18 protein-coding genes are annotated in these 20,273 nt (G+C 52.9%); 8 read left to right on the forward strand and 10 right to left on the reverse strand.

Annotated features, from left to right (window positions below):
• Positions 1–32 precede the first annotated feature (32 nt).
• The 3 genes from VOI14_RS05610 (at position 33) to VOI14_RS05620 (ending at position 4,706) form a co-directional block, all read left to right on the forward strand.
• Positions 33–2,228: a TonB-dependent receptor plug domain-containing protein gene (locus VOI14_RS05610; RefSeq protein WP_323751051.1), complete on the forward strand. Its 2,196-nt coding sequence runs from the start codon at positions 33–35 to the stop codon at positions 2,226–2,228.
• Between the two features lie 167 nt (positions 2,229–2,395).
• The gene (locus VOI14_RS05615) at positions 2,396–3,202 is read left to right on the forward strand and encodes an ABC transporter substrate-binding protein (protein WP_323751052.1); all 807 of its coding nucleotides are present in this window, start codon (positions 2,396–2,398) and stop codon (positions 3,200–3,202) included.
• Positions 3,195–4,706, forward strand: coding sequence for a sensor histidine kinase (locus VOI14_RS05620; RefSeq protein ID WP_323751053.1), 1,512 nt, complete (start codon positions 3,195–3,197; stop codon positions 4,704–4,706). The genes VOI14_RS05615 and VOI14_RS05620 overlap by 8 nt, the downstream gene beginning before the upstream one ends.
• Here the strand turns inward: VOI14_RS05620 and gorA are convergent.
• The 10 genes from gorA to gspE form a co-directional block, all read right to left on the reverse strand.
• Positions 4,684–6,045: a glutathione-disulfide reductase gene (gene gorA, locus VOI14_RS05625; RefSeq protein WP_323751054.1), complete on the reverse strand. Its 1,362-nt coding sequence runs from the start codon at positions 6,043–6,045 to the stop codon at positions 4,684–4,686. The two genes, VOI14_RS05620 and gorA, sit on opposite strands and share 23 nt — an antisense overlap.
• Before the next feature lie 35 nt (positions 6,046–6,080).
• Entirely contained in the window at positions 6,081–6,614 is a 534-nt protein-coding gene (locus tag VOI14_RS05630) for a type II secretion system protein M (RefSeq protein WP_323751055.1), read from the reverse strand.
• Positions 6,615–6,617: 3 nt separating this feature from the next.
• A complete protein-coding gene (gene gspL, locus VOI14_RS05635; RefSeq protein WP_323751056.1) occupies positions 6,618–7,925 on the reverse strand; it encodes a type II secretion system protein GspL in 1,308 nt (435 codons plus the stop codon).
• Positions 7,926–7,927: 2 nt separating this feature from the next.
• The gene (gspK, locus tag VOI14_RS05640) at positions 7,928–8,935 is read right to left on the reverse strand and encodes a type II secretion system minor pseudopilin GspK (RefSeq protein ID WP_323751057.1); all 1,008 of its coding nucleotides are present in this window, start codon (positions 8,933–8,935) and stop codon (positions 7,928–7,930) included.
• Complete coding sequence (gspJ, locus tag VOI14_RS05645; protein WP_323751058.1) at positions 8,932–9,675, reverse strand: type II secretion system minor pseudopilin GspJ; 744 nt, start codon at positions 9,673–9,675, stop codon at positions 8,932–8,934. Before gspJ ends, gspK begins: the two co-directional genes overlap by 4 nt.
• Entirely contained in the window at positions 9,672–10,049 is a 378-nt protein-coding gene (gspI, locus tag VOI14_RS05650; protein WP_323751059.1) for a type II secretion system minor pseudopilin GspI, read from the reverse strand. The genes gspJ and gspI overlap by 4 nt, the downstream gene beginning before the upstream one ends.
• On the reverse strand, positions 10,043–10,573 hold the full coding sequence (gene gspH / locus VOI14_RS05655) for a type II secretion system minor pseudopilin GspH (RefSeq protein WP_323751060.1): 531 nt from the start codon (positions 10,571–10,573) through the stop codon (positions 10,043–10,045). The genes gspI and gspH overlap by 7 nt, the downstream gene beginning before the upstream one ends.
• 6 nt (positions 10,574–10,579) lie before the next feature.
• Entirely contained in the window at positions 10,580–11,032 is a 453-nt protein-coding gene (gene gspG, locus VOI14_RS05660) for a type II secretion system major pseudopilin GspG (protein ID WP_323751061.1), read from the reverse strand.
• A 76-nt stretch (positions 11,033–11,108) separates the two neighbouring features.
• Positions 11,109–12,320: a type II secretion system inner membrane protein GspF gene (gspF, locus tag VOI14_RS05665; protein ID WP_323751062.1), complete on the reverse strand. Its 1,212-nt coding sequence runs from the start codon at positions 12,318–12,320 to the stop codon at positions 11,109–11,111.
• A gap of 3 nt (positions 12,321–12,323) precedes the next feature.
• Positions 12,324–13,832, reverse strand: coding sequence for a type II secretion system ATPase GspE (gene gspE / locus VOI14_RS05670; RefSeq protein ID WP_323751063.1), 1,509 nt, complete (start codon positions 13,830–13,832; stop codon positions 12,324–12,326).
• Between the two features lie 204 nt (positions 13,833–14,036).
• Here gspE and VOI14_RS05675 point away from each other — a divergent pair, with 204 nt between their 5' ends.
• From VOI14_RS05675 to VOI14_RS05695, 5 genes are all read left to right on the forward strand, one after another.
• Positions 14,037–14,687, forward strand: a complete 651-nt coding sequence (locus VOI14_RS05675; protein ID WP_323751064.1) for a type II secretion system protein N — start codon at positions 14,037–14,039, stop codon at positions 14,685–14,687.
• Between the two features lie 8 nt (positions 14,688–14,695).
• Entirely contained in the window at positions 14,696–15,355 is a 660-nt protein-coding gene (locus VOI14_RS05680; RefSeq protein ID WP_323751065.1) for a transglutaminase-like cysteine peptidase, read from the forward strand.
• Positions 15,356–15,471: 116 nt separating this feature from the next.
• Entirely contained in the window at positions 15,472–17,076 is a 1,605-nt protein-coding gene (locus tag VOI14_RS05685; protein ID WP_323751066.1) for an FAD-binding oxidoreductase, read from the forward strand.
• A gap of 7 nt (positions 17,077–17,083) precedes the next feature.
• Complete coding sequence (locus VOI14_RS05690) at positions 17,084–18,667, forward strand: glycerol-3-phosphate dehydrogenase/oxidase (RefSeq protein ID WP_416361391.1); 1,584 nt, start codon at positions 17,084–17,086, stop codon at positions 18,665–18,667.
• 1 nt (position 18,668) lies between these two features.
• Positions 18,669–20,228 carry an FGGY-family carbohydrate kinase gene (locus tag VOI14_RS05695; protein ID WP_323751068.1) on the forward strand — a complete coding sequence of 520 codons (1,560 nt, stop codon included), beginning with the start codon at positions 18,669–18,671 and terminating at the stop codon, positions 20,226–20,228.
• The last annotated feature ends 45 nt before the right edge of the window (positions 20,229–20,273 follow it).

Here is a 20,273-nt window from a genome sequence, read left to right on the forward strand (position 1 = left end):
TACGCTGAACATCTGATTATAGAACGACTACTATGCCTGATACGAATTGCTTGCACTCATCAGTAAAAGCCAAGAAATTCGCGAGACATATCAGCTGGTCAGTGTTCATCAGCAGTGTAGGATTTGCGATACCGTTATCCGCGATGGCCGAAGAGCCGCCCTTCTCTAGTGAATTTCACACGTTTGACACTGAAATTCCTCAAGTACTCTCCACAACCCGTCTGAGGCAGCCGAAAACCCGCGTACCAGGCAGCACGACCGTGATTCAGGGTGATCAGATTCGGGATTTAGGCATCATGAATCTGTATGAAGTGTTTCGGCTCGTGCCCGGAATGACGGTTAACTTCGTTGGCAGCCATCAGCCCGTCGTCACCTATCACGGCACAGTGCACTATGAACAACGGCGCATGCAAGTGCTGGTTGATGGCCGCACGGCTCACCGGGCGACACTTTCCGACATGGATTGGGAAACCATGCCGGTACCACTGGAGTTGATCGAACGGATCGAAGTGGCGAGAGGGCCAAACTCCGCAGCATACGGCATCAATGCGTTTCTCGGAACCATCAACATTATTACCCGCGATCCGGCCGACACGGCAGGTGCTGAAGTGCGGGTAACCCGAGGTTCGAGAAATCATATACGAACATTCGGCTCAGTTGGCGGCGCTGGACAGGACGTTGATTGGCGGCTTTTTTATGAGAAACGTAAATTTGGCGGGTTCGATTACCAAGTAGAAGATGATGAGGAAGTTCCGTTCAATGACGGCCACAACATCAACACGTTCGGATACGACTCCCGGTTCAAGTTCAGCAAGCATACCAATATCGAAGTAAAGGTCGGGGTCACTGACGGTATCAAACAGCAGGACAGGGAAAAGAGCAGTGAACTGGAACTTATTGAGCACCCAAACATTGATGTCCGGGATTACTTCCTCCTGTCCCAGTTCAACCACAGCACCTCGGAGAACCATTTTTTCCATATTCTCGCCAGCGTGTCGAATTTTGATCGCAGGGATCGCTATGACATTGAGCTCGGTGAGTCCGTCGTTAATTGCTTACGTAATCCCAGCAAGACAGGAGCTGGTTTTGAAGCGTGCCAAGTCCCTGTCGCCGATGAGACTCCGCTGCTGGCCAGAGTTAATGCGGATTATGAAGACACCAGGCTCGAGCTGGAGTTTCAAGACACCCTGATTTTTAACGATGACCTGAAGCTGGTGTCCGGGGCAGGGTTTCGGAAAAACACCTTGCGCTCTGAAACCTATTTCAATGGCCGGGAACACAGCTATCAGTCTCGCTATTTCGGTAATCTGGAGTATACGCCCTGGTCCTGGATGACCCTTAACGCTGGTGGTAACTGGGAACATTCCAGCACCACGGACGAGGGATACTTTTCACCACGGGTAGCGGCCAATTTTATTATCAATAGCCATCATGCTATCCGATTCGTGTTTTCAAAAGCGGTACGCACCCCGGATACCTTTGAGCAGAGCCCCGATACAGGTTACACGCTAACCAATGTAACCCCGGCAATGTATTCTGATCTCGAGGGGCGTCGGATAACGATAACAGATGTGGCTCAGACGCCCAGCGCTCTAACGCTCGGCAGACACCTTGAGGAAGAAAGAATTACATCTCACGAGATCAGCTATTTCGGTCAGTTCCCTATACGATCTGCACTTCTGTCTTTGGAAGTTCGTGGTTTTAAAGATGAAATGCGGGACATGATCAGTGGTGTCATTCAGCTGACTCAATGGACGCTTGGCAACAACGTGGATGTCGACCAACAGGGATTTGAAATCGAAGCCACGCTTGATTATCCAAGCACAGCACTGCGCGCCACATACGCCTACCTTGATCAGGATTCACGCTACACCGGCCCCCCTATTCATGATCCTTCGGGTGCGGTGGATACCAACCAGCAGGAGTACCAAACTGAACTGCTTTCCAGAATGTCCACGCGGCACTCGGGCAGCTTCGCAATCATTCAGGACTTTCCGTTTGATGTTAAAGCGTCTTCCGCATTCTATTGGGCCGACGAGTTTCTCCGCACTGAGAATCAGTTTGAGCGCATAGATTTGCGGCTTGCCAAGCAGTTCTTTCGTTCGGACTACATGGCAGAAGTCGCGTTCACTATGCAGCATTACCTCAATCGTGAGCCGGAACTTAGCTCCGACAACAATATCGAGGATCATAATCAGTTCTTTATCGAAGCGGGCGTCCGATTTTGAACTTGAGATACGTCCCGAATCAAACCGGACGGGCGCTTTATTCCGTCCGCTGTTTGATTGCCCTTGGGTGCCTATTGGTTACTTGGCCTTTCAATGCCTATTCCCAATCCGAAGACAGTCTATCCCGACAAGTGTATATAGTTGGCTCCGGCAACCAGCCTCTGGACATGTATTTTGTGGGCCTTATTGAAGACCGGTCCAGCCCAGGTATAGAGCTGAAACTGATACCGGACTCACAACTCGCGAAAATCAAAAATGAACCGGTGGTTACGATAGGACCGGGAGCCTTCGAACGATTGCTCCGGGAAAAACCAAATGCAGCGGTTTTGGGCACCTTGGTTGAACAGCAGTATCTAGATGCTTTCCCCCACGAAACAACCAGCAACATGAGTGCTGTGTATTATGACGTACCGCTGTTGCGTCAAGCTCTCACGGGCAAAGCCATTCTGCCCCACGCAACCAAAGTTTCTATATTAGCCAGTCCGGATGACATCTCGCTCTATGATCCGTTGTTAGCACGTCTTACGGACTTTGGTCTCAAAGGTCAGGTGTTCATTGTAACGTCAAAAAATCAGCTCATCCCCACTCTCATACGAGCTTTAAACTACGGTGACCTACTCTTAGGGACCCCGGACCAAGACATATATCACCCCAGAAACATCAAGCACATTCTCCTCACTTCCTACCGGCGGAACAAAATACTGATAGGACCGAGCCAGGCCTACGTGAAAGCCGGCTCACTGGCATCAAGCTATCCAACTTACTCATCAATGGCTGATAAAACAGCAGAATATCTAACCTATTATGTAGAGAACGGTACATTTCCTCCGGCAAGCTATCCCGAGACCTATAGCGTTGAGGTCAACAGACAGGTAGCACGGTCACTCAACATACCCTTGACTCAACCCGAACAAATCTCCAAACGCATTGAGGAACTGCTCCTAAGCCCGCCTCAGGCGACTTCAGATGACTAATGGCCCAAAGAAGGCATCATCAGCCTCTCTCTCCCGGCGTTTGTTGCTGCTTGGTGTGTTGCCTGCGGTACTGATGTTTAGCGTTCTTGTCGCATATTTTACATCGGTCCGGCTGGGTGATGCGCGCGACGCGATGGCGCAAAGTAGCCAACTGCTGGCCGATAACCTCGCCCCTGTTCTTGAATACGCGATCGTGTCGGGTAACAACTCTGCGCTCGAACAGGTGCTTGATAATGCGCTCGAGCATAGCGATGCGCATTGGGTCAGAGTGACCGATGTTGTGGGTGAGGAAATCGGATTTTCCAGTGCGCAGGGTCAGCAAATCGATATCAACGATCCCCGTTACAAAGTATACGAATCTGAGATTCTTCAAGAACCTTTGTTGCTTGACGAAGAAAACAGAACAGCGTGGTTTCGAACAGGCTGGGACACTGGCACGGGTATCCTTCGGATCGGTAGTGTTCAGGTGGGTGTGCGAACAGCAACCCTGGATCTGAAGCTTCGAAATATTTGGTGGTCGTCGTTGCTGGTTGGCGGGGGCATGTTGTTATTTACCATTATTCTAGTGCACATTTTTCTCGGTAACCTACTTCGCTCTATGCAGAATCTGGGCTCCCGTGTCGATAACCTCATTGGCGGTGACTACCGCGCTGAAACAATCGACCAAAATGGTGTTGCGTCAGAAATTATCGATTTACAACAGAAACTCAATGAACTGGCGCAGCGTCTGGAACAGCTTAAAAAAACTCGTGACGAAACCCTCGCCGTTTCTGAATCCGAGCGCGACAAAGCTGAGCATGCGAGTAGAGTGAAATCAGAATTTTTGTCGAGTATCAGGCACGAACTCAACACGCCTCTGAACGGCGTGGTCGGAATGATCAAACACCTCGAGCAGGAACCACTCTCCGCCCGTCAGCAGGACTACCTCAATACCGCAAAGCAATCCCTTCAGGACTTATTGACGGTTATCTCAGACATGTTGGATTACGCGCATTTGGAGAGTGGCACTAAGGCACTAGACGCGCAGCCCTTTGATCTCCGAGAGCTCATTTCCAACTGCATCGCATCTTACAGGCATGCCGCAGAGCAGCAGGAGCTTTCGTTAGAATCTCATTGTTTAGGAGACTGGCCGGACAAAGCAGTGGTGATAGGCGACGCGCCCAGAGTTAGGCAAGTGTTAAGCGGCCTGTTAGACCACTCCCTTGAAATGACCAGCAACGGTTTTATTATAGTGCGAACCAGTTGGGTGACTGTCGATGCGCAGCACGCCCTTATCACTTGTACCGTTCGCGACTCTAGTTCCAGTATGGGCAATATCAACAATCTCCATAACCCGAACACGCACTCACGATTTGGTGGAGCAGGTTTTAATTTATCGATGGTCCAACGGTTAGTCGAACTTATGGGCGGGCTTGTTCACATTGAATTGGATATGGGTCAGGGTACCTCGTTCCGTTTCGAGATACCCTTTGATCTGCCGTTTACTGAACAGGCTCCCGCATAGTCACGAATTCTTCCGCTGAGGTCGGATGTATCCCCAAAGTTGAGTCAAACTGCGCTTTGGTTGCACCCGCCTTAATGGCGACGGCCAGACCTTGGGTAATCTCCCCGGCATCCGGCCCAACCATATGAGCTCCCAGCACTTTGTCGGTTTGATCGTCTACCACCAGCTTCATCAGGCTTCGTTCCTCGCGACCGCTCAAGGTGTACTTCATCGGACGGAAGTCTGAACGATAAATACGCACGCTATGACCGGCTTTAACCGCTTCCTCTTCGGTCAGGCCGACGGTTCCGATGTTAGGCTGACAAAATACCGCGGTCGGAATGGCGTTGTAATCCATCTCACCTTGACCATCACCGAATAAACGCCGGGTCAACACCATCCCTTGAGCCAAAGCAACGGGCGTAAGTTGGGGCGTACCAATCACGTCGCCCAGTGCTGAAATAGACGGAACGGCAGTGCGGAAATCTTCATCCACAACAATATGACCCGAGCTATTAAGCTCTACCCCGACCTGTTCAAGCCCCAAGCCATCAACAAGCGCACGGCGACCTGTTGCCGCCATCACTAAACCTGTCTGCAGGCTGCTGCCATCACTTAGATTCACCTTGTAGAGCGCGTCGTCTGGCTCAACCGAGTCGATGGTCACATTGAAACGCAGATTGATGCCCTTTTTACGCATTTCCTGCTCAGTGAATCGACGAATATCTTCGTCAAATCCACGTAAGAACAGATCCCCGCGATACAACAAGGTGGTTTCTACACCTAACCCTGCCAGAATCCCTGCAAACTCAACGGCAATGTAACCACCACCCCATACCACAGCGTGGCGCGGCAGTTGGGGTAGATAAAACATCTCGTTTGACGTGAGCAAGCATTCTTTACCCGGGATGTCCGGTGTAACAGGCCAGCTGCCGGTAGCAACGGTGATATGCTTGGTGGTGTATTGCTTATCCCCTACCGCAATCCTTTCCGGATCGACAATACTGGCGGTGCCCTCAATGATGGTGACACCGGCACTTTCTAACATTCGGCCGTAGATACCATTAAGCCGCTCGATTTCAGCGTTTTTATTGGCAACCAATGTAGGCCAGTCGAAACTCACATCTTCAGATGGGACGTTCCAACCGTATCCTTGAGCGTCTTCCAATTCATCCTTGACGTGGGCGCCGTAAACAAACAGCTTTTTGGGTACGCAACCTACGTTTACGCAGGTTCCTCCAAGGTACCGGGATTCTACAACGGCTACCTTAGCGCCCGTTTGAGCAGACATTCTGGCCAGGCGAACGCCACCAGAGCCGGCACCAATAACAATCAGGTCAAAATCGTGGGAATTAGACACTCTGCCTCCTGTATTTCATTTAAATGGTCACCAAGTCAGATGGCGAGAGTGAGCCGGACGGATACTATTCCGGGCTCGTTACCTTTATCCATGGCGGCTTGATCTATGAGAACTCCATGTTGGGCGTCTAAACGTTCCAACCAGGCGGCCACATCCGCGTACGGGACACCTTCCATCCAAACTCGAATAGCGTTACTGCCAGAGGGCTCAAAACGCTGTAACGAAAGGCCGGCTTCTCCGGCAGACCGAGTAACCAAGGCCATTAGCGCCCGGCCATCTGCGGGCCGATCAGCGACACTGGAGGAGGAACTACCTGCTCCCCCATTGCCAAGGCGCTGAATGGTAGCCTCATTGGCCTGCATCCAAGCTAATAACTCCCCGGCATTTTCACGGCTGGCCTCGGCGCTGTTACGATAATCAGTAATGGGCCGCCACACAGCAAAATATAATATTGCAATAGCCAAGGCTATAAGCAGAACTGTCAAAGCCTGACGGTCTCTTTGCGGTAATTGATCGTATCTCGCAATCAGTTTTCCAACGGCGGGCTGATCCTTTAGGCGTTGAAACATTGCTTACCCTCCTGAAACCGTCAAGCGGCCACGAGCGCCGTTGGATTCGTTAACTACCGAGCCGATCTGGGCTTGCAACCCTTCATTAGCCAACCCATTACGCAAACGGCTCAGACGATCGTAGCTGTCGGCCCTGACATCAACGACCAATTCGCCGCGATTTCGGCTGTAATTAATGGAATTGAACGTCACGTCGCCAGAGCCCGCCAAACGACCGTATTGGTCCCCGGTGAACTTCATCAGCGTGATGAAATCGACATCCGCCCCCTGTGAGCCGGCGACACGTAACTGCCCTTCAATGACCCGGCGAACATTTCCAGCATGGGTACGGCGGTCCGAGGGATAAGCCTGTCGGTAGATCGCCATGGCTTGCGATTTCAGCTCATCGGCCTGTTGCTGGTGATACATCCCCATCCCGACGTCCAAGCCAAGCTGTATAACAAACCAAAGTGACGCAACAGCAATCAGTGGCTTCCAGAGTTTCAACGGACTGGAGCCAGAGACTTTGATGGAGAATGAACCCTGGCACAGATTGACCGGCTGGCATAAATGCTGATGGTGCGACCACGCCAGGAATTCAAGGACTGAAAGCTCTAACGGTTTCTGCTGAACGTGCACTCGCCCCGTTGAACCGGAGAGTTCATTCACCAAGGGCTGCTGGCGCTCTAATTCAGTTTCTATTCCGTACAGCTGGATGGGTATTTCCGCGACAACCTCCTCGGTTGAGGGGGCTGCCATGGTCATGGCAAACAATGGCAGGTTGTCTGCCTGCATTCTCAACCATTCGCCTCGTTGGCTCTGCATCAGCACGAAGTCGTCATCCAGGCACATCATCCAGCCCGAATCGGGTGCCGGCAAGAGCGACGCATCGGGGTAAATGGCCTCAAGCCGTACCTGATCCCAGCCTGAAAACAGACTTTGCCAGCGTTCCATTTGTGCCAAATCAATCGCCGCAACCAGATACCCTTCGTCAGAATGATTTCCGAGTGCCAGATGGACTGTCTCAATATCCTGCGCAATCTGCTCTTCCACTGCGTACGGCAGTGCCTGCTGAACGAAGCGACTTTGTTTCGCGGGAATATCAGCCATGCAAAAAGCTGCTTCGTCTCCAGGGATTAGGCCGACCAAAAGGACCTTATCTAACGCGTTCTGCGCCAAAGTCTGTTCAATGATGGCTTTGGGATCAGCACTGCCCCGTGCTTGAGCATCACCACTGGCATCGTGCAACACCCAGCTGTAAAGCTGGGCGTCCGGGCTTTGCTCCGGGTCCGCAAATGGCGACAACGGCCGCACATAAAGACGATAAGACATGGTTATCCTTCTGAGAAAGTGTAAGGTTCCTTGGAGATCCTATTCTTTTGTCCAGTATCCCTGTGAACCGTTCGGACCTCACCTTCCGGATTACGAAACACCGTGCTGACCATATTTACGACACGATTATCGTAGGTAATCCGTGATACAACTTCAAAAAAACGGGTTTGTAGCGTTAAGCCATTCCCCTTCAAGCCCAGCCCCGAGAATTCAGGTAAAGCCAAAAAGTCCTGAAGGTTCTCGAACCGCTCCTCTTCTCTTTTCGCGATAATGGTCTCGGCTTGGGCCTCGTTCAGCTCGCCATGGAGTGACATCAGCACTGGAGCCGCAGCGCTGTTGACGTTAATACCAATGCCGCTCACTGGCAACGCCGAGACATACGGGCGAAGAGCTACATAGATTTCTTCCGTCATGCCCTCTATCAATCTTAGCTCAGTGATCGATACAAAGGGCTGATTTGCAGCTCGGAATCCGGGGGCTGCCATCAGATATTGGCCGTCTTCAGCCCCATATGCGCTTGCGGTCTGGTCGTCGGCGTCAATCCAGTCAATCAGTGTGTCGACGTTTAGCCCAGTGATACCCAGAGCAACCAATAGCCTCGAGATACGATCTTTGGTCAGCGTGTCCACTTCACCACTCGCGGTTATCAAGTCATTCAGGTTGATACGTCCACCCAGATCGTCGATCTGAACCTCAACGACGCCGTTTTCATCAAGCGGTAAAACAGCGGCGTGCATGGCCCAAAATTCGTCCGGGCTATCAACCATGCTGCCGTCTTCTTTGTCTTCTTCGTAATCGCGAATCAATATCCGCTTAGCAAATTCTTCTGCCCCAAGGGCAATGCTGTGTCCCTGTTGTTGCGCCAGATAATGTCCGGCCTTATAAATGCGCAAACTTTGTTGTTTGGTCATGCCAGTAGCCAATAACACCACCAAAGCCATCGCCAGCAGCACCATGATCAGCGCTACACCCGACTGAAATCTGGGGTTGATGCGATAAACCGAGTTCAAGACTCACCCCCGACCGAACTTTCATCATCATCTTCGTTTGATGAGGTCTCGGAAGCGGCTTCTTGTTGCTGATTGACCACCGACTGAGCTTGTTCTTGCGAGAACTCTGGAAGCGAAAACAGCCGAACGATCTCACCAAACCGCTCGTGTTCCAGTGTTATTTCGAGGCCCAAAGGTAGCTCAATGTCCGGCCTCGCCCCAGGGGTAAATGACGCCATAGCTTGATCCGTTGGCCAAGCCTGGTGCCATTTGCCTTCATCGTCCAAAAATCGGATTTCAAATCTATTGACGTTTTCCAACAACGAGATATCGCGACTGTCTTCATCCTGACCCTGGTCAACGACCGGCCAGTATCGACGCCGAAGTTCAGTACCGGTGTATTCCCAGCCTGCCCGCTGCAAACCACTTCTTCGCAACCCCAAGGGGTTACGCCAACCTTGGCGTGTGAGTAAAAGTTCGAAGGCATCGTCTCTCGAAGTCAGTGAAGGCTTGAAGTCACCATAAACATCTCTCGCTGGTCGATTGACGACTTGGGTGATGTCCCGCTCCAGTAACAACATAGCCTTTTGCAATCCGTCAAACTGCTCCGCCAGTGCATTCACCCGATCTCTGGAGTTCACCACGCTGCTGACTACTTGCCAGACACCCAGGCCAATGACGGCGGTGATGGTCACGGCGATGAGCATTTCCATCAAGGTAAAGCCCGCTTGGGCTCTTCCCACACCGCTCGATCGGTTCATTTAGCCCCCAGAAAAGCGGACAGAGAGTGCACGGGATAGGCGTCGTCCTTCTCGCCGGGATATTTTGCTACCGTTACCTCAACCCGCCTCATCGAGGGTTCTGCTGTGCCTTGGACAACCGTGGTGACTTGCCAACGGTATGTCCCGAATTCCTCGTCTGTGGAGTTCTCCGAGGTACCGGGTAACGTTTCCTGCAGCCGCAGTTCATTAATGCGGTTTTCGGCAATCCACCCGGCAAGTGTTTTGTCTCTGACTCGCTCAAAGCTGGAAATATACTGGCTTCCCACCTCGGCAGCCGCGGTCGCGATGAGGCTAAAGACGAGCAGTGCGATAAGCACTTCGAGCAACGTGAAACCTCTCTGCAGCCTTACCATTCTTCATCTCCGGAACCCGGCTGGCGCCATTCCAGTTCGGACACTCCGTCTGAAGCAAGGGTATGCATCAGATCACTGTCTGTCCCGACGGTAAATTCAATCTCGAAAGGCGTGCTTTCACCACTGGAGAAAAACACAATCGTAGGGCGGAGCTTATCCTCAGCAGAGGTTAAACGGGGGGCGTCACTTTCAACGAACTGGGTGAGTATCAGCCATTCCGGAAATGTTCTCTGGTGGAAAAGCCGCTCACCCGAGGGCTTCCATTCGCCCGACTCATCCTGAAACGCGACAAAACGGTAGCCACCCTCTTCCAGCAATAAGCCAAGTTCCAGATTATCAAGTACGGCTTGTTCAGACGCCGTCTGCATCAGCAGGTAAAGTTCCCGCACGTGACTTTCAAGCTCACGCTGCTGGGAGTTGCCGCCCATGCTGAAGACGGCAAGCGAAGCCAGCAGCCCGACAATAATCAGGACAACCAGAATCTCGATTAGCGTAAAACCGGAATGGGCTGCCCTGCGGTTCACAATCAATTACTGCTCAGTGTTCCAAACGCTGATGTCAGCGGCATCACCGTCGCCGCCTTCCTGCCCGTCAGAGCCGAAGGAATACAGGTCATACGGGCCCTCAGTGCCCGGGCTAACGTACTGATATTCATTGTTCCAAGGGTCTTCCGGAACGGATTTCAGGTAACCGTCAGGGTTCCAGTTGCGGGGCTCCGGGCTACCGCTGGGCTTACGAACCAAGGCTTCTAATCCCTGCTGCGTCGATGGGTAATGGCTGTTATCAAGACGGTACAGATCCAGCGCATTGGCAATATTGCTTAGCTGGGTTTCGGCAACCGTCACTTTAGCCTGATCGCTTCGACCCATGATATTAGGCGCTACAATGGCCACCAGAAGCCCCAGAATGACCATCACGACCATGATTTCGATCAGGGTAAAACCCTTGGCATTGGTTAATTTACGGTTCAGATTGTTGCTCATAATGTCACTCGTCATTTACTGGTGGATCTTGATTATAAAATCTTCAAATGTCTTTTTGGTGGCGCGAGAACTACGTTCATCCCACCAAGTTACTCATGTTCAGAATCGGCAGCATGATTGCCAGCACAATGATCAGTACGACCACACCCATGATCAACAGCATCATCGGTTCAAACAGACCAACAATCGCAGCGATCTTGGATTGCAGGGTATTTTCCTGCATTCGTGCCGTGCGCTCCAACATGCTATCCAGTTCGCCACTGGACTCTCCGCTGGCAATCATATGTAGCATCATCGGAGGAAAGTAACCCGTTTGATCTAATGCACGGTGCAGCGAGCCACCTTCGCTCACCTTTCGAGCCGCTTCCCGTAATTCTTGTCGAAGAAAATCATTCGATAACACCTCACCGGCAATGCGCATCGCCTCAACCAACGGCACACCACTCGTTGTCAAAATGCTGAGTGTGCTGGCGTAACGAGCGGTATTCACTCCACGCACCATCCCGGAGAACAAAGGTAAATGCAGAAGCTGTTTATGGAACTTCAGCCTGAATCCAGGCTTGGTTAACGCCACTCGAAACCCGATTACCGCAAGCACCAACAGTATTAAGAGGTAGACACCAAAAGTGCCCAAAAAATCCGACACGGCCAACATAGCCATCGTTAGCCCGGGCAATTCCTGCCCTTGTTTAAGGAATACTTCAATGATGTCCGGCACCACGTAGGTCAGCAGGAACACCACGATAGAAATAGCAACGATACTCAGGATGATCGGATAAATGGCAGCAAGCTGGATTTTCTGACGGGCTTCCTGTCGGCTTTCCGTGTAATCCGCCAAGCGGTTCAGCACGAGATCCAAGTGCCCTGCATGCTCCCCGGCCGCAACAGTCGAACGGTACAGGCGAGGGAAAGCTTTGGGAAATTCGCCAAAACTGTCCGCCAGCGTATAGCCTTCCATAACCTTGGAACGGATGGCGATCAACATTCCCCGAATGCGGGGTTTGGCGGTTTGCTGAGCCGTTGCACTCAGCGCTTGCTCAATCGGAATACCGGATTGAATCAACGTCGCAAGCTGTCGGGTAATTAACGCCAAGTCTGCAGCCGTCAATGATCCCCGGCTGCTCAACGGATTGCTTCGTGACTGCTTTTCAACCGCTGCCTCCACCGACAACGGTGTAAGGCCCTTCTCCCGAAGTTGCTGCCTGACAGCCCGAGCTGCATCTGCTTCTACAACACCGTGTGTTTGCTTGCCCCTCGGGTCCAGCGCTTTGTACTCATATGCTGGCATGGGTTATTTACTCCGGTGGGTAACGCGCAGCACTTCTTCCACGGTGGTAATGCCATCAAGAATCTTCTGAACCCCATCCGCGTGGATGCTGGGGCTGAGTTTTCGAGCTTCGTGTTCAAGCTCCAATTCACCGGCCCGTTTATGAATCAGGGCGCCTAATGCCTCTGTGACCTCCACAACCTCGTAGATACCTACCCTGCCCCGGTAACCCAACTGATTACAATGTTCGCACCCTTTCGCTCGGAAAATAGTGGGCGGATTAGCAGGATCCTGCTGCAAGAACTCACAGTGTTCTTCAGTCGGAATGTAGGGTTCGCGGCATTGATCACACAGCACGCGTACCAATCGCTGGGCAACAATGCCCACCAGGCTAGAGGAAATCAGGAAAGGCTCGATGCCCATATCCATCAAGCGGGTAATCGCGCCGACCGCGGTGTTAGTGTGCAACGTCGACAGCACCAGGTGACCCGTCAAACTTGCCTGAACGGCAATCTCCGCGGTTTCCAAGTCACGGATCTCACCAATCATGACGACATCGGGGTCTTGACGAAGAATAGCCCGCAAACCTCGGGCAAACGTCATATCAACTTTCTGGTTAACCTGGGTCTGGCCTATACCCGGCAGGTTGTACTCGATAGGGTCTTCAACGGTGAGAATGTTTCGGCTGCGGTCGTTAATTTCTTGAAGGCCCGCGTACAACGACGTGGACTTACCTGACCCGGTAGGCCCGGTAACAAGCAGAATTCCGTAGGGGCGATGAATCAATTTACGCAGGGTTTTCAGATCAGCATCGCCCATGCCCAAAGATTCAAGTCGAATAGCGCCGGCCTGCTTGTCCAGCAATCGCAGCACCACGCGCTCGCCGCTCGAAGAGGGCATCGTGGAAACTCGAATATCCACTTCTCTACCGGCAACCCGAAGGGCAATCCGACCATCTTGCGGGATTCGCTTTTCAGCAATATCGAGTTTTGCCATTACCTTGATGCGGGACACCAGTAAAGGCGCCAGTGCGCGCTTAGGCTGAACCACTTCACGCAACACACCATCAATTCGAAAGCGGACGATCAGCTGTTTTTCGTAAGTTTCGATGTGTACGTCCGACGCGCTGGTTTTAACGGCTTCAGTCAAGATGGCGTTAATCAGACGAATGATTGGTGCGTCGTCTTCTTGCTCCAGAAGATCTTCAGTTTCAGGCACCGAATCTGCCAGCGATGCCAGATCCATATCGTCGCCGATACCTTCCACCATCTGCATGGCTTCAGCAGAGTCGTTTTGATAGGCGGCATTAAGAGCTGCATCAAACTGGCTGGGTTCGATGGTAGAAAAACGGGCACGCCCACCACTTACCCGGTTAGCTTCGGCAAGCGCGGTATGCGAAGCGCCAGGCCGAACGAGGATCACCGCTTCGCCTTGTTCGCTTCGGGTAAGGATTACGCCGTTACGTTTGGCAAATGTGAACGGAAGTCTGCCCAGCGGCGAATCTTGCGGCTGAATATCGGTCTCGGTGATCAACTTTCCCTCGTTAAATCCGTCTAGTCACTGGTTTTTGTTATAGGGCCAGTGTTATCCCAATCCGTCATACTGTCAGCATTCAAAAAGGCTACCACAGGAATGGGAACCACTAAACAACTCTGTACACTATACTGCCACTAATTACGTTGAGTCTGATAACCTGTGAACTTTTCATGTTCGCGCCATTCGTGTTCAGGATTACAGATGTTAGCCACCCCAAAACAGATATCACTAATTCTTACCTTTGTTGTTGCACTGGCAATGGTTGGCATTACCGCGTGGCAGGGCTATCAATTCTGGCAATCAGAGCAGTGGGCATCGTTGCCGGAACCCAACGTAACAATCGACTCGACGGCCAATATTACCGACAACGTCCCTCAGGTCGAACTGGCCACCCTACCCGTCTTTGGTAACTCATCTGCACCAGCGCAATCCCCAAGCGCAAACACTGAAAATCTACCCGAAACGAATCTCAGGCTGGCTTTACGTGGTGTTTTGGCTGCTGATGGCGAATTTCCAGGCAGTGCGTTGATCGAAGACGACAAAGGCAACACCGAAGCTTACCTTGTGGGGAAAGCTCTCCCAGGGAATGCCACACTGCGAACAGTGTTCCCGAACCGGGTGATCATCGACCGCCAAGGCAAACTGGAGAACCTGTATTTCCCCGAAACCGAAAAAAGTACCGGTGTCTTCATGGCTGAGGCGACGGATAACCAACAAACGGCGACAGGCACCCCGCGGGCTCAAACACAACCGGGCACACCTGACCCGCAATCATCCGGCCAGCAACAACGACGAGAAGACATCCGGAAGCGCTTAGAGCAATTGCGACAGCGGCTACGGAATAATAACTGAGGCTCACTATGGAAACGGCCGCCCTATTCCGCCCCCGCCGTTCCATCATCCTGCCTTTACTGCTAGCAGTTTCATTAGTGAGCGCGCTGGAACTCAGCGACAAGCTGATGAGTTATGTGCTCAAAGACTTCGGACAAGAAGCCCATCAACGCCTTGAAAACTGGCAACGTTTGCATGTTCTCGCGGCAAACGCGCCGGTCGACCGCCAGCTCAAGCTGGTGAACTCTTTTTTCAATCGCGTTCGTTTTATCAGCGACATTCGCCATTGGGGCGAAGAAGACTACTGGGCAACGCCTGTTCAGCTGCTCTCCACTAATGGTGGCGACTGCGAAGATTTCTCAATCGCAAAGTACCTGAGCTTACGAGCGATGGGCGTTCCCGATGACCAACTTCGAATTGTTTATGTCAAAGCGCTAGAACTGGATCAAGCCCACATGGTACTTGCGTGGTACGAAACCCCCGGCTCCGATCCACTGGTCCTCGACAACCTCATAAACGAGATTAAACCTGCCTCACAACGCACTGATTTAGAACCTGTATACAGCTTTAATGGCGATGGTCTTTGGCTAAACCAGGAATCCGGTAAACGGGCACGTATTGGTGACGCGCAAAAGCTTGAACGCTGGCAAGATCTCAATGAACGGCTTAACAGCGCCCTTACCCCCTGAACAACCTTGTACGGCAGTTGTCGCAAAATGACAGCAACGATGTCGCACAACGACACTGTTATCTGCCCGCCTACCGTTAGAATGCCCTCAACTTATAATTTTTGGAGCAGGCTGGTATGCGACGCTGGAACGGTTGGGGCGATGATAAATTTAACCTGAATATCCCTGAGGGCGGGCAAGATTTTCTTGCTGACCGAATTGGTGTAGCCAACGCGCTGAGTGATAGCTCTTTGGAAGAAGTGTGCGCCAAGGTGCCGGCTTCCCGCCTTCCGGCCGACGAACAACTGAGCGAGCTGATTGATACCAGCGCTGAAACACGAGTTCGCCACGCTCGCGGTCAAAGCCTTCCCGACTGGTTGGCGCTTCGCAGCGGAGACATTTGCACCTTCCCGGACGGCGTCGCGGTACCGAATACCAACGAGGATATCCGTAAATTACTCCGGTACGCACAAGCTCACGACGTTCATCTGATCCCCTACGGTGGCGGCACCAGTGTTGCTGGCCACATCAACCCGGTCGATCTGGGCAAGCCGGTACTCACCGTCAGTCTGGCCAACATGAATCGCCTGATTGATCTGGACCGGGAAAGCCAACTGGCCACCTTTGGTGCAGGCACGCCCGGCCCATTGGTCGAATCTCAGTTACGCGCCCATGGATATACCCTGGGGCACTTCCCCCAATCGTTCGAACTGTCAACGATTGGCGGCTGGGTAGCTTCACGTTCCAGTGGTCAGCAGTCGCTGCGTTATGGCCGTATCGAACAGCTTTTCGCGGGCGGTCGCATCGAAACCCTGCAGGGCACATTGGACATACCAACCATCCCTGCGTCCAGCGCTGGGCCCGACATCCGTGAAATGATCCTCGGTTCAGAAGGTCGCCTGGGGCTGATCACCGAAGTGAAAGCCCGAGTCACTCGTCTGCCCGAACACGAACGTTTCCATGTGGTGTTCTTCCCAAGCTGGGACAAAGCGCGAACGGCTGCTCGAAAACTGGTCCAAAACAGAATCCAGTTATCCATGCTTCGGCTCAGCAACGCCATCGAGACCGAAACCCAGCTCGCCTTGGCTGGCCACCCGGGGCTGATAAACCTTCTCGAGAAATTCTTGTCGCTGCGCGGTGCAAATGACGGTAAATGCATGATGACCTTTGGCGTCACCGGCACAAAAGCTCAAGCCTCGGCAAGCCTCAGCCAGGCCCGCAAGGTATGTAAGGAATACAGCGGCGTGTACACCGGCACCAAACTGGGCGCCAAGTGGGCTGAAAAACGCTTCACTATGCCCTACCTGCGGGAGGCCCTATGGCAGATGGGTTATGCGGTGGACACGCTGGAAACTGCCACAGACTGGGACAACGTCGACAGTTTAATGGAGAAGATAGAAACCAGTCTTCGCGAGGGACTGGCTGATAAGCAGGAGAACTCTCACGTTTTCACACATCTGTCCCATTTTTATGGTCAGGGTTGTTCAATTTACACCACCTACGTTTTCCGTGTTGCCGATACATACGCCGAAACGCTTGAGCGTTGGAAGCGTCTGAAAAACACCACCTCTGAGATCATCGTCCGAAATGGCGGCACCATCAGCCATCAGCATGGCGTCGGAAAAGATCACGCACCGTTCATGCCGGTAGAAAAAGGTGAGCTGGGCATGCAGGCCATTCGTGCCCTGACCACCAGTTTTGACCCGGATGGCCGACTGAATCCAACCACGCTGCTGGATTGACAGGATGATGACTGAGAATCGGGGCGACACGCTCGCTGTACTCAAAAACAACAATATTCCCTTCGATGTTGTTGTCGTTGGCGGTGGCATTACGGGGACGGGTGTTGCCCGAGAAGCTGCGGGTAGCGGATTACGCACCCTTCTGGTGGAACAAAAAGACTTTGCGTGGGGCACATCCAGCCGGTCCTCCAAAATGGTCCATGGCGGCCTTCGCTATTTAGGCAGCGGCCACATCGGTCTTACCCGACAGGCCGTGCGTGAGCGCCAGCGGATGATGGAGGAAGCGCCGGGGTTGGTTGAACCCATACCGTTCCTGATGCCTCATTTTCGGGGCAAGTTTCCCGGGCCGCGCGTGTTTCAGCTGCTGCTTACCGTATATGACAAGCTCGCAGGGGTTCGCACCAGAGACAAGCTAACCCCGGCAGAAACGCTGCAATGGGTGCCGGGACTGGCAAACGACCGTCTGATTGCAACCAGCCGCTTCACCGATGCCCTAACCGACGATGCGCGGTTGGTGCAGCGATTGATTGCTGAAGCGCAGGCAGACGGCGCCATTTGCCTGAACTACGTTGCTGCATCGGGAATCACCCGGGACGCCCACGGCCACGTGACCGGTATAGACGTAACGCCGGAAGGCGAAAGCGCCATTCACGTTAAAACCAAACGCGTCATCAATGCGACTGGCGCATGGGCCGACCGACTTCAGAAACAAGGCCCTCACGAAACCCCGCTGCACATACGCCCGCTGCGTGGCAGTCATCTGGTACTCCCATGGCAGCGCCTTCCGGTGACCTGTGCTGTCTCGCTGTTGCACCCGGAAGATGGTCGCCCGGTATTTGCCTTTCCCTGGCTAGGCACAACCGTATTAGGCACAACGGATCTCGACCACACAGCAGATTTGAACCTTGAGCCAAACATTACCGACGCAGAAGTCCACTATCTACTGCAGGTTTCGTCGAAGCTTTTCCCCGGCACCGGGATTAAGGCTCAGGATGTATTGTCGAGCTGGGCGGGAGTTCGTCCAGTTGTTACCAGTGGCGAAGATAAATCGCCGTCCAAAGAAAATCGCGAACACGCCTTAAGGAGCGACAAGGGCTTGGTGAGCGTGGCTGGAGGGAAGCTGACCACCTTTCGGCAAATAGCCCGCGAATCGTTGGTTGCGGCGTTTGACGGTGACAAATCCGTTCTAAGAGATGATCGAGTACCCGTCTTCACGTCGCCACCTGAGACTCCACGGTACGCGGGTTTTAGCAGACTTACGTGGAACCGGCTCAAGGGATTTTACGGACAACAACTCACGTCCATGCTGGCTGAAAAATCACCTGATTGTGTAGATGGCACTACCACCCTATGGGCCGAGCTAGACTGGGCGTGCAGGCACGAACAGGTTGTCCATCTGGACGACCTGCTGCTTCGGCGAACCCGGCTGGGACTGGTTTGCCCGAAGGGCGCAGAGCAACTCTTGCCGGCACTTCGCAGGCGGTGCCAACCACTGCTTGGTTGGAGCGACATGCAGTGGCAACAAGAAGTTGATCGCTATCTGACTTTGTACCGCCAATCCTACAATTTGCCAACAACGGGAGTCGCCTGAGATGGTTGATGAGCCGCTCATACTAGCCATCGACAATGGCACCCAAAGCGTGCGGGCGCTGCTGTTCGACAAACACGGCAATCTTGTTGGTAAAGGCAAACAAGAAATTGAGCCGTACTTCTCTGAACAGCCCGGCTGGGCGGAGCAGCATCCTGAATACTTCTGGCAAAATTTAGGTCTGGCGTGTCAGGCCTTATGGCAGAACACCAGCGCTAGCCCCGAGCAAGTCGTGGGCGTAACCCTGACCACTCAGCGCGGCACGGTGATAAACCTGGATGAAAACGGCAAACCGCTACGCCCTGCTATTATCTGGCTGGATCAGCGGCACGCCCACGTTGAGGGCCCGGTGAAAGGTCCATGGGGCGCGGTATTTAAGCTCATTAGGGCTGAAGAGCCCATCAAACGGTTTCGAGAGAAAACTCAAGCCAACTGGATCCTTCAAAATCAACCCGATATCTGGGCACAAACCCACAAGTACCTGCTGCTGTCAGGCTATTTGAATTATCGGTTAACCGGCGAATACCGCGATTCTACGGGCAGCCAGGTGGGCTACCTGCCGTTTGACTACAAGAAACACCGCTGGGCCGGCCGACACGACTTCAAATGGCAAATCACCCCCATTACCCGCGGCATGTTGCCGGAGCTGGTCAAACCTGGGCAAAAACTCGGAGAGCTGCTTCCCGAGGCAGCCGAGCACATGGGCTTACCAAGTGGACTGCCAGTAATTGCGGCTGCTTCAGACAAAGCTTGCGAGATTCTCGGCTCTGGTGGATTGTCTCCGGACATCGCGTGTATGAGTTATGGCACAACCGCGACCATAAACACCACGAATCGAAAATACGTTGAGCCGACACGCCTTATGCCGCCCTACCCGTCAGCCCTGCCAGGTCATTATTCTTCTGAGGTGATGATCTACCGAGGTTTCTGGATGGTGAGCTGGTTCAAACAAGAGTTTGGCTTACGCGAACAGCGTATCGCCGAACAAAAAGGCATCGAAGCAGAGGCGCTGTTCGACGAACTGGTAAACTCCGTACCGCCGGGCTCCATGGGATTGATGCTGCAACCCTATTGGAGCCCCGGCGTTCGCCAGCCCGGCCCTGAGGCCAAAGGCTCCATCATCGGCTTTGGTGATGTGCACACCCGAGCTCATATTTATAGAGCCATTCTTGAAGGCTTGGCCTACGCCCTGAGAGAAGGGAAAGAACGGTTAGCCAAACGTAATCGAAAAACCATTCGTCGCTTGCGGGTTGCAGGAGGTGGATCTCAAAGCGATGCCGCTATGCAGTTAACCGCTGATATTTTCGGGCTTCCTGCAGAGCGGCCTCACACGTATGAAACATCCGGCCTGGGTGCAGCGATCGATGCCTCTGTCGGCTTGGGACTCCATCCCGATTTTAAAACAGCGGTTAACGCGATGACTCGAGTCGGCGAGGTTTTCCAGCCTTCGCCTGAAGCGTCCGCCCTCTATGAAAAGCTGTATTCGGAGGTCTACTTGGAGATGTATGACCGCCTACAGCCTTTGTACCGAAAGATTCGTAAGATCACGGGCTACCCGAAATAACGAGCCACATACACATCTGACCCGCTATGCGGTTATTGCCTATGA

Origin of the sequence: Marinobacter sp., assembly GCF_034669625.1 — a bacterium.
GTDB lineage: Bacteria > Pseudomonadota > Gammaproteobacteria > Pseudomonadales > Oleiphilaceae > Marinobacter.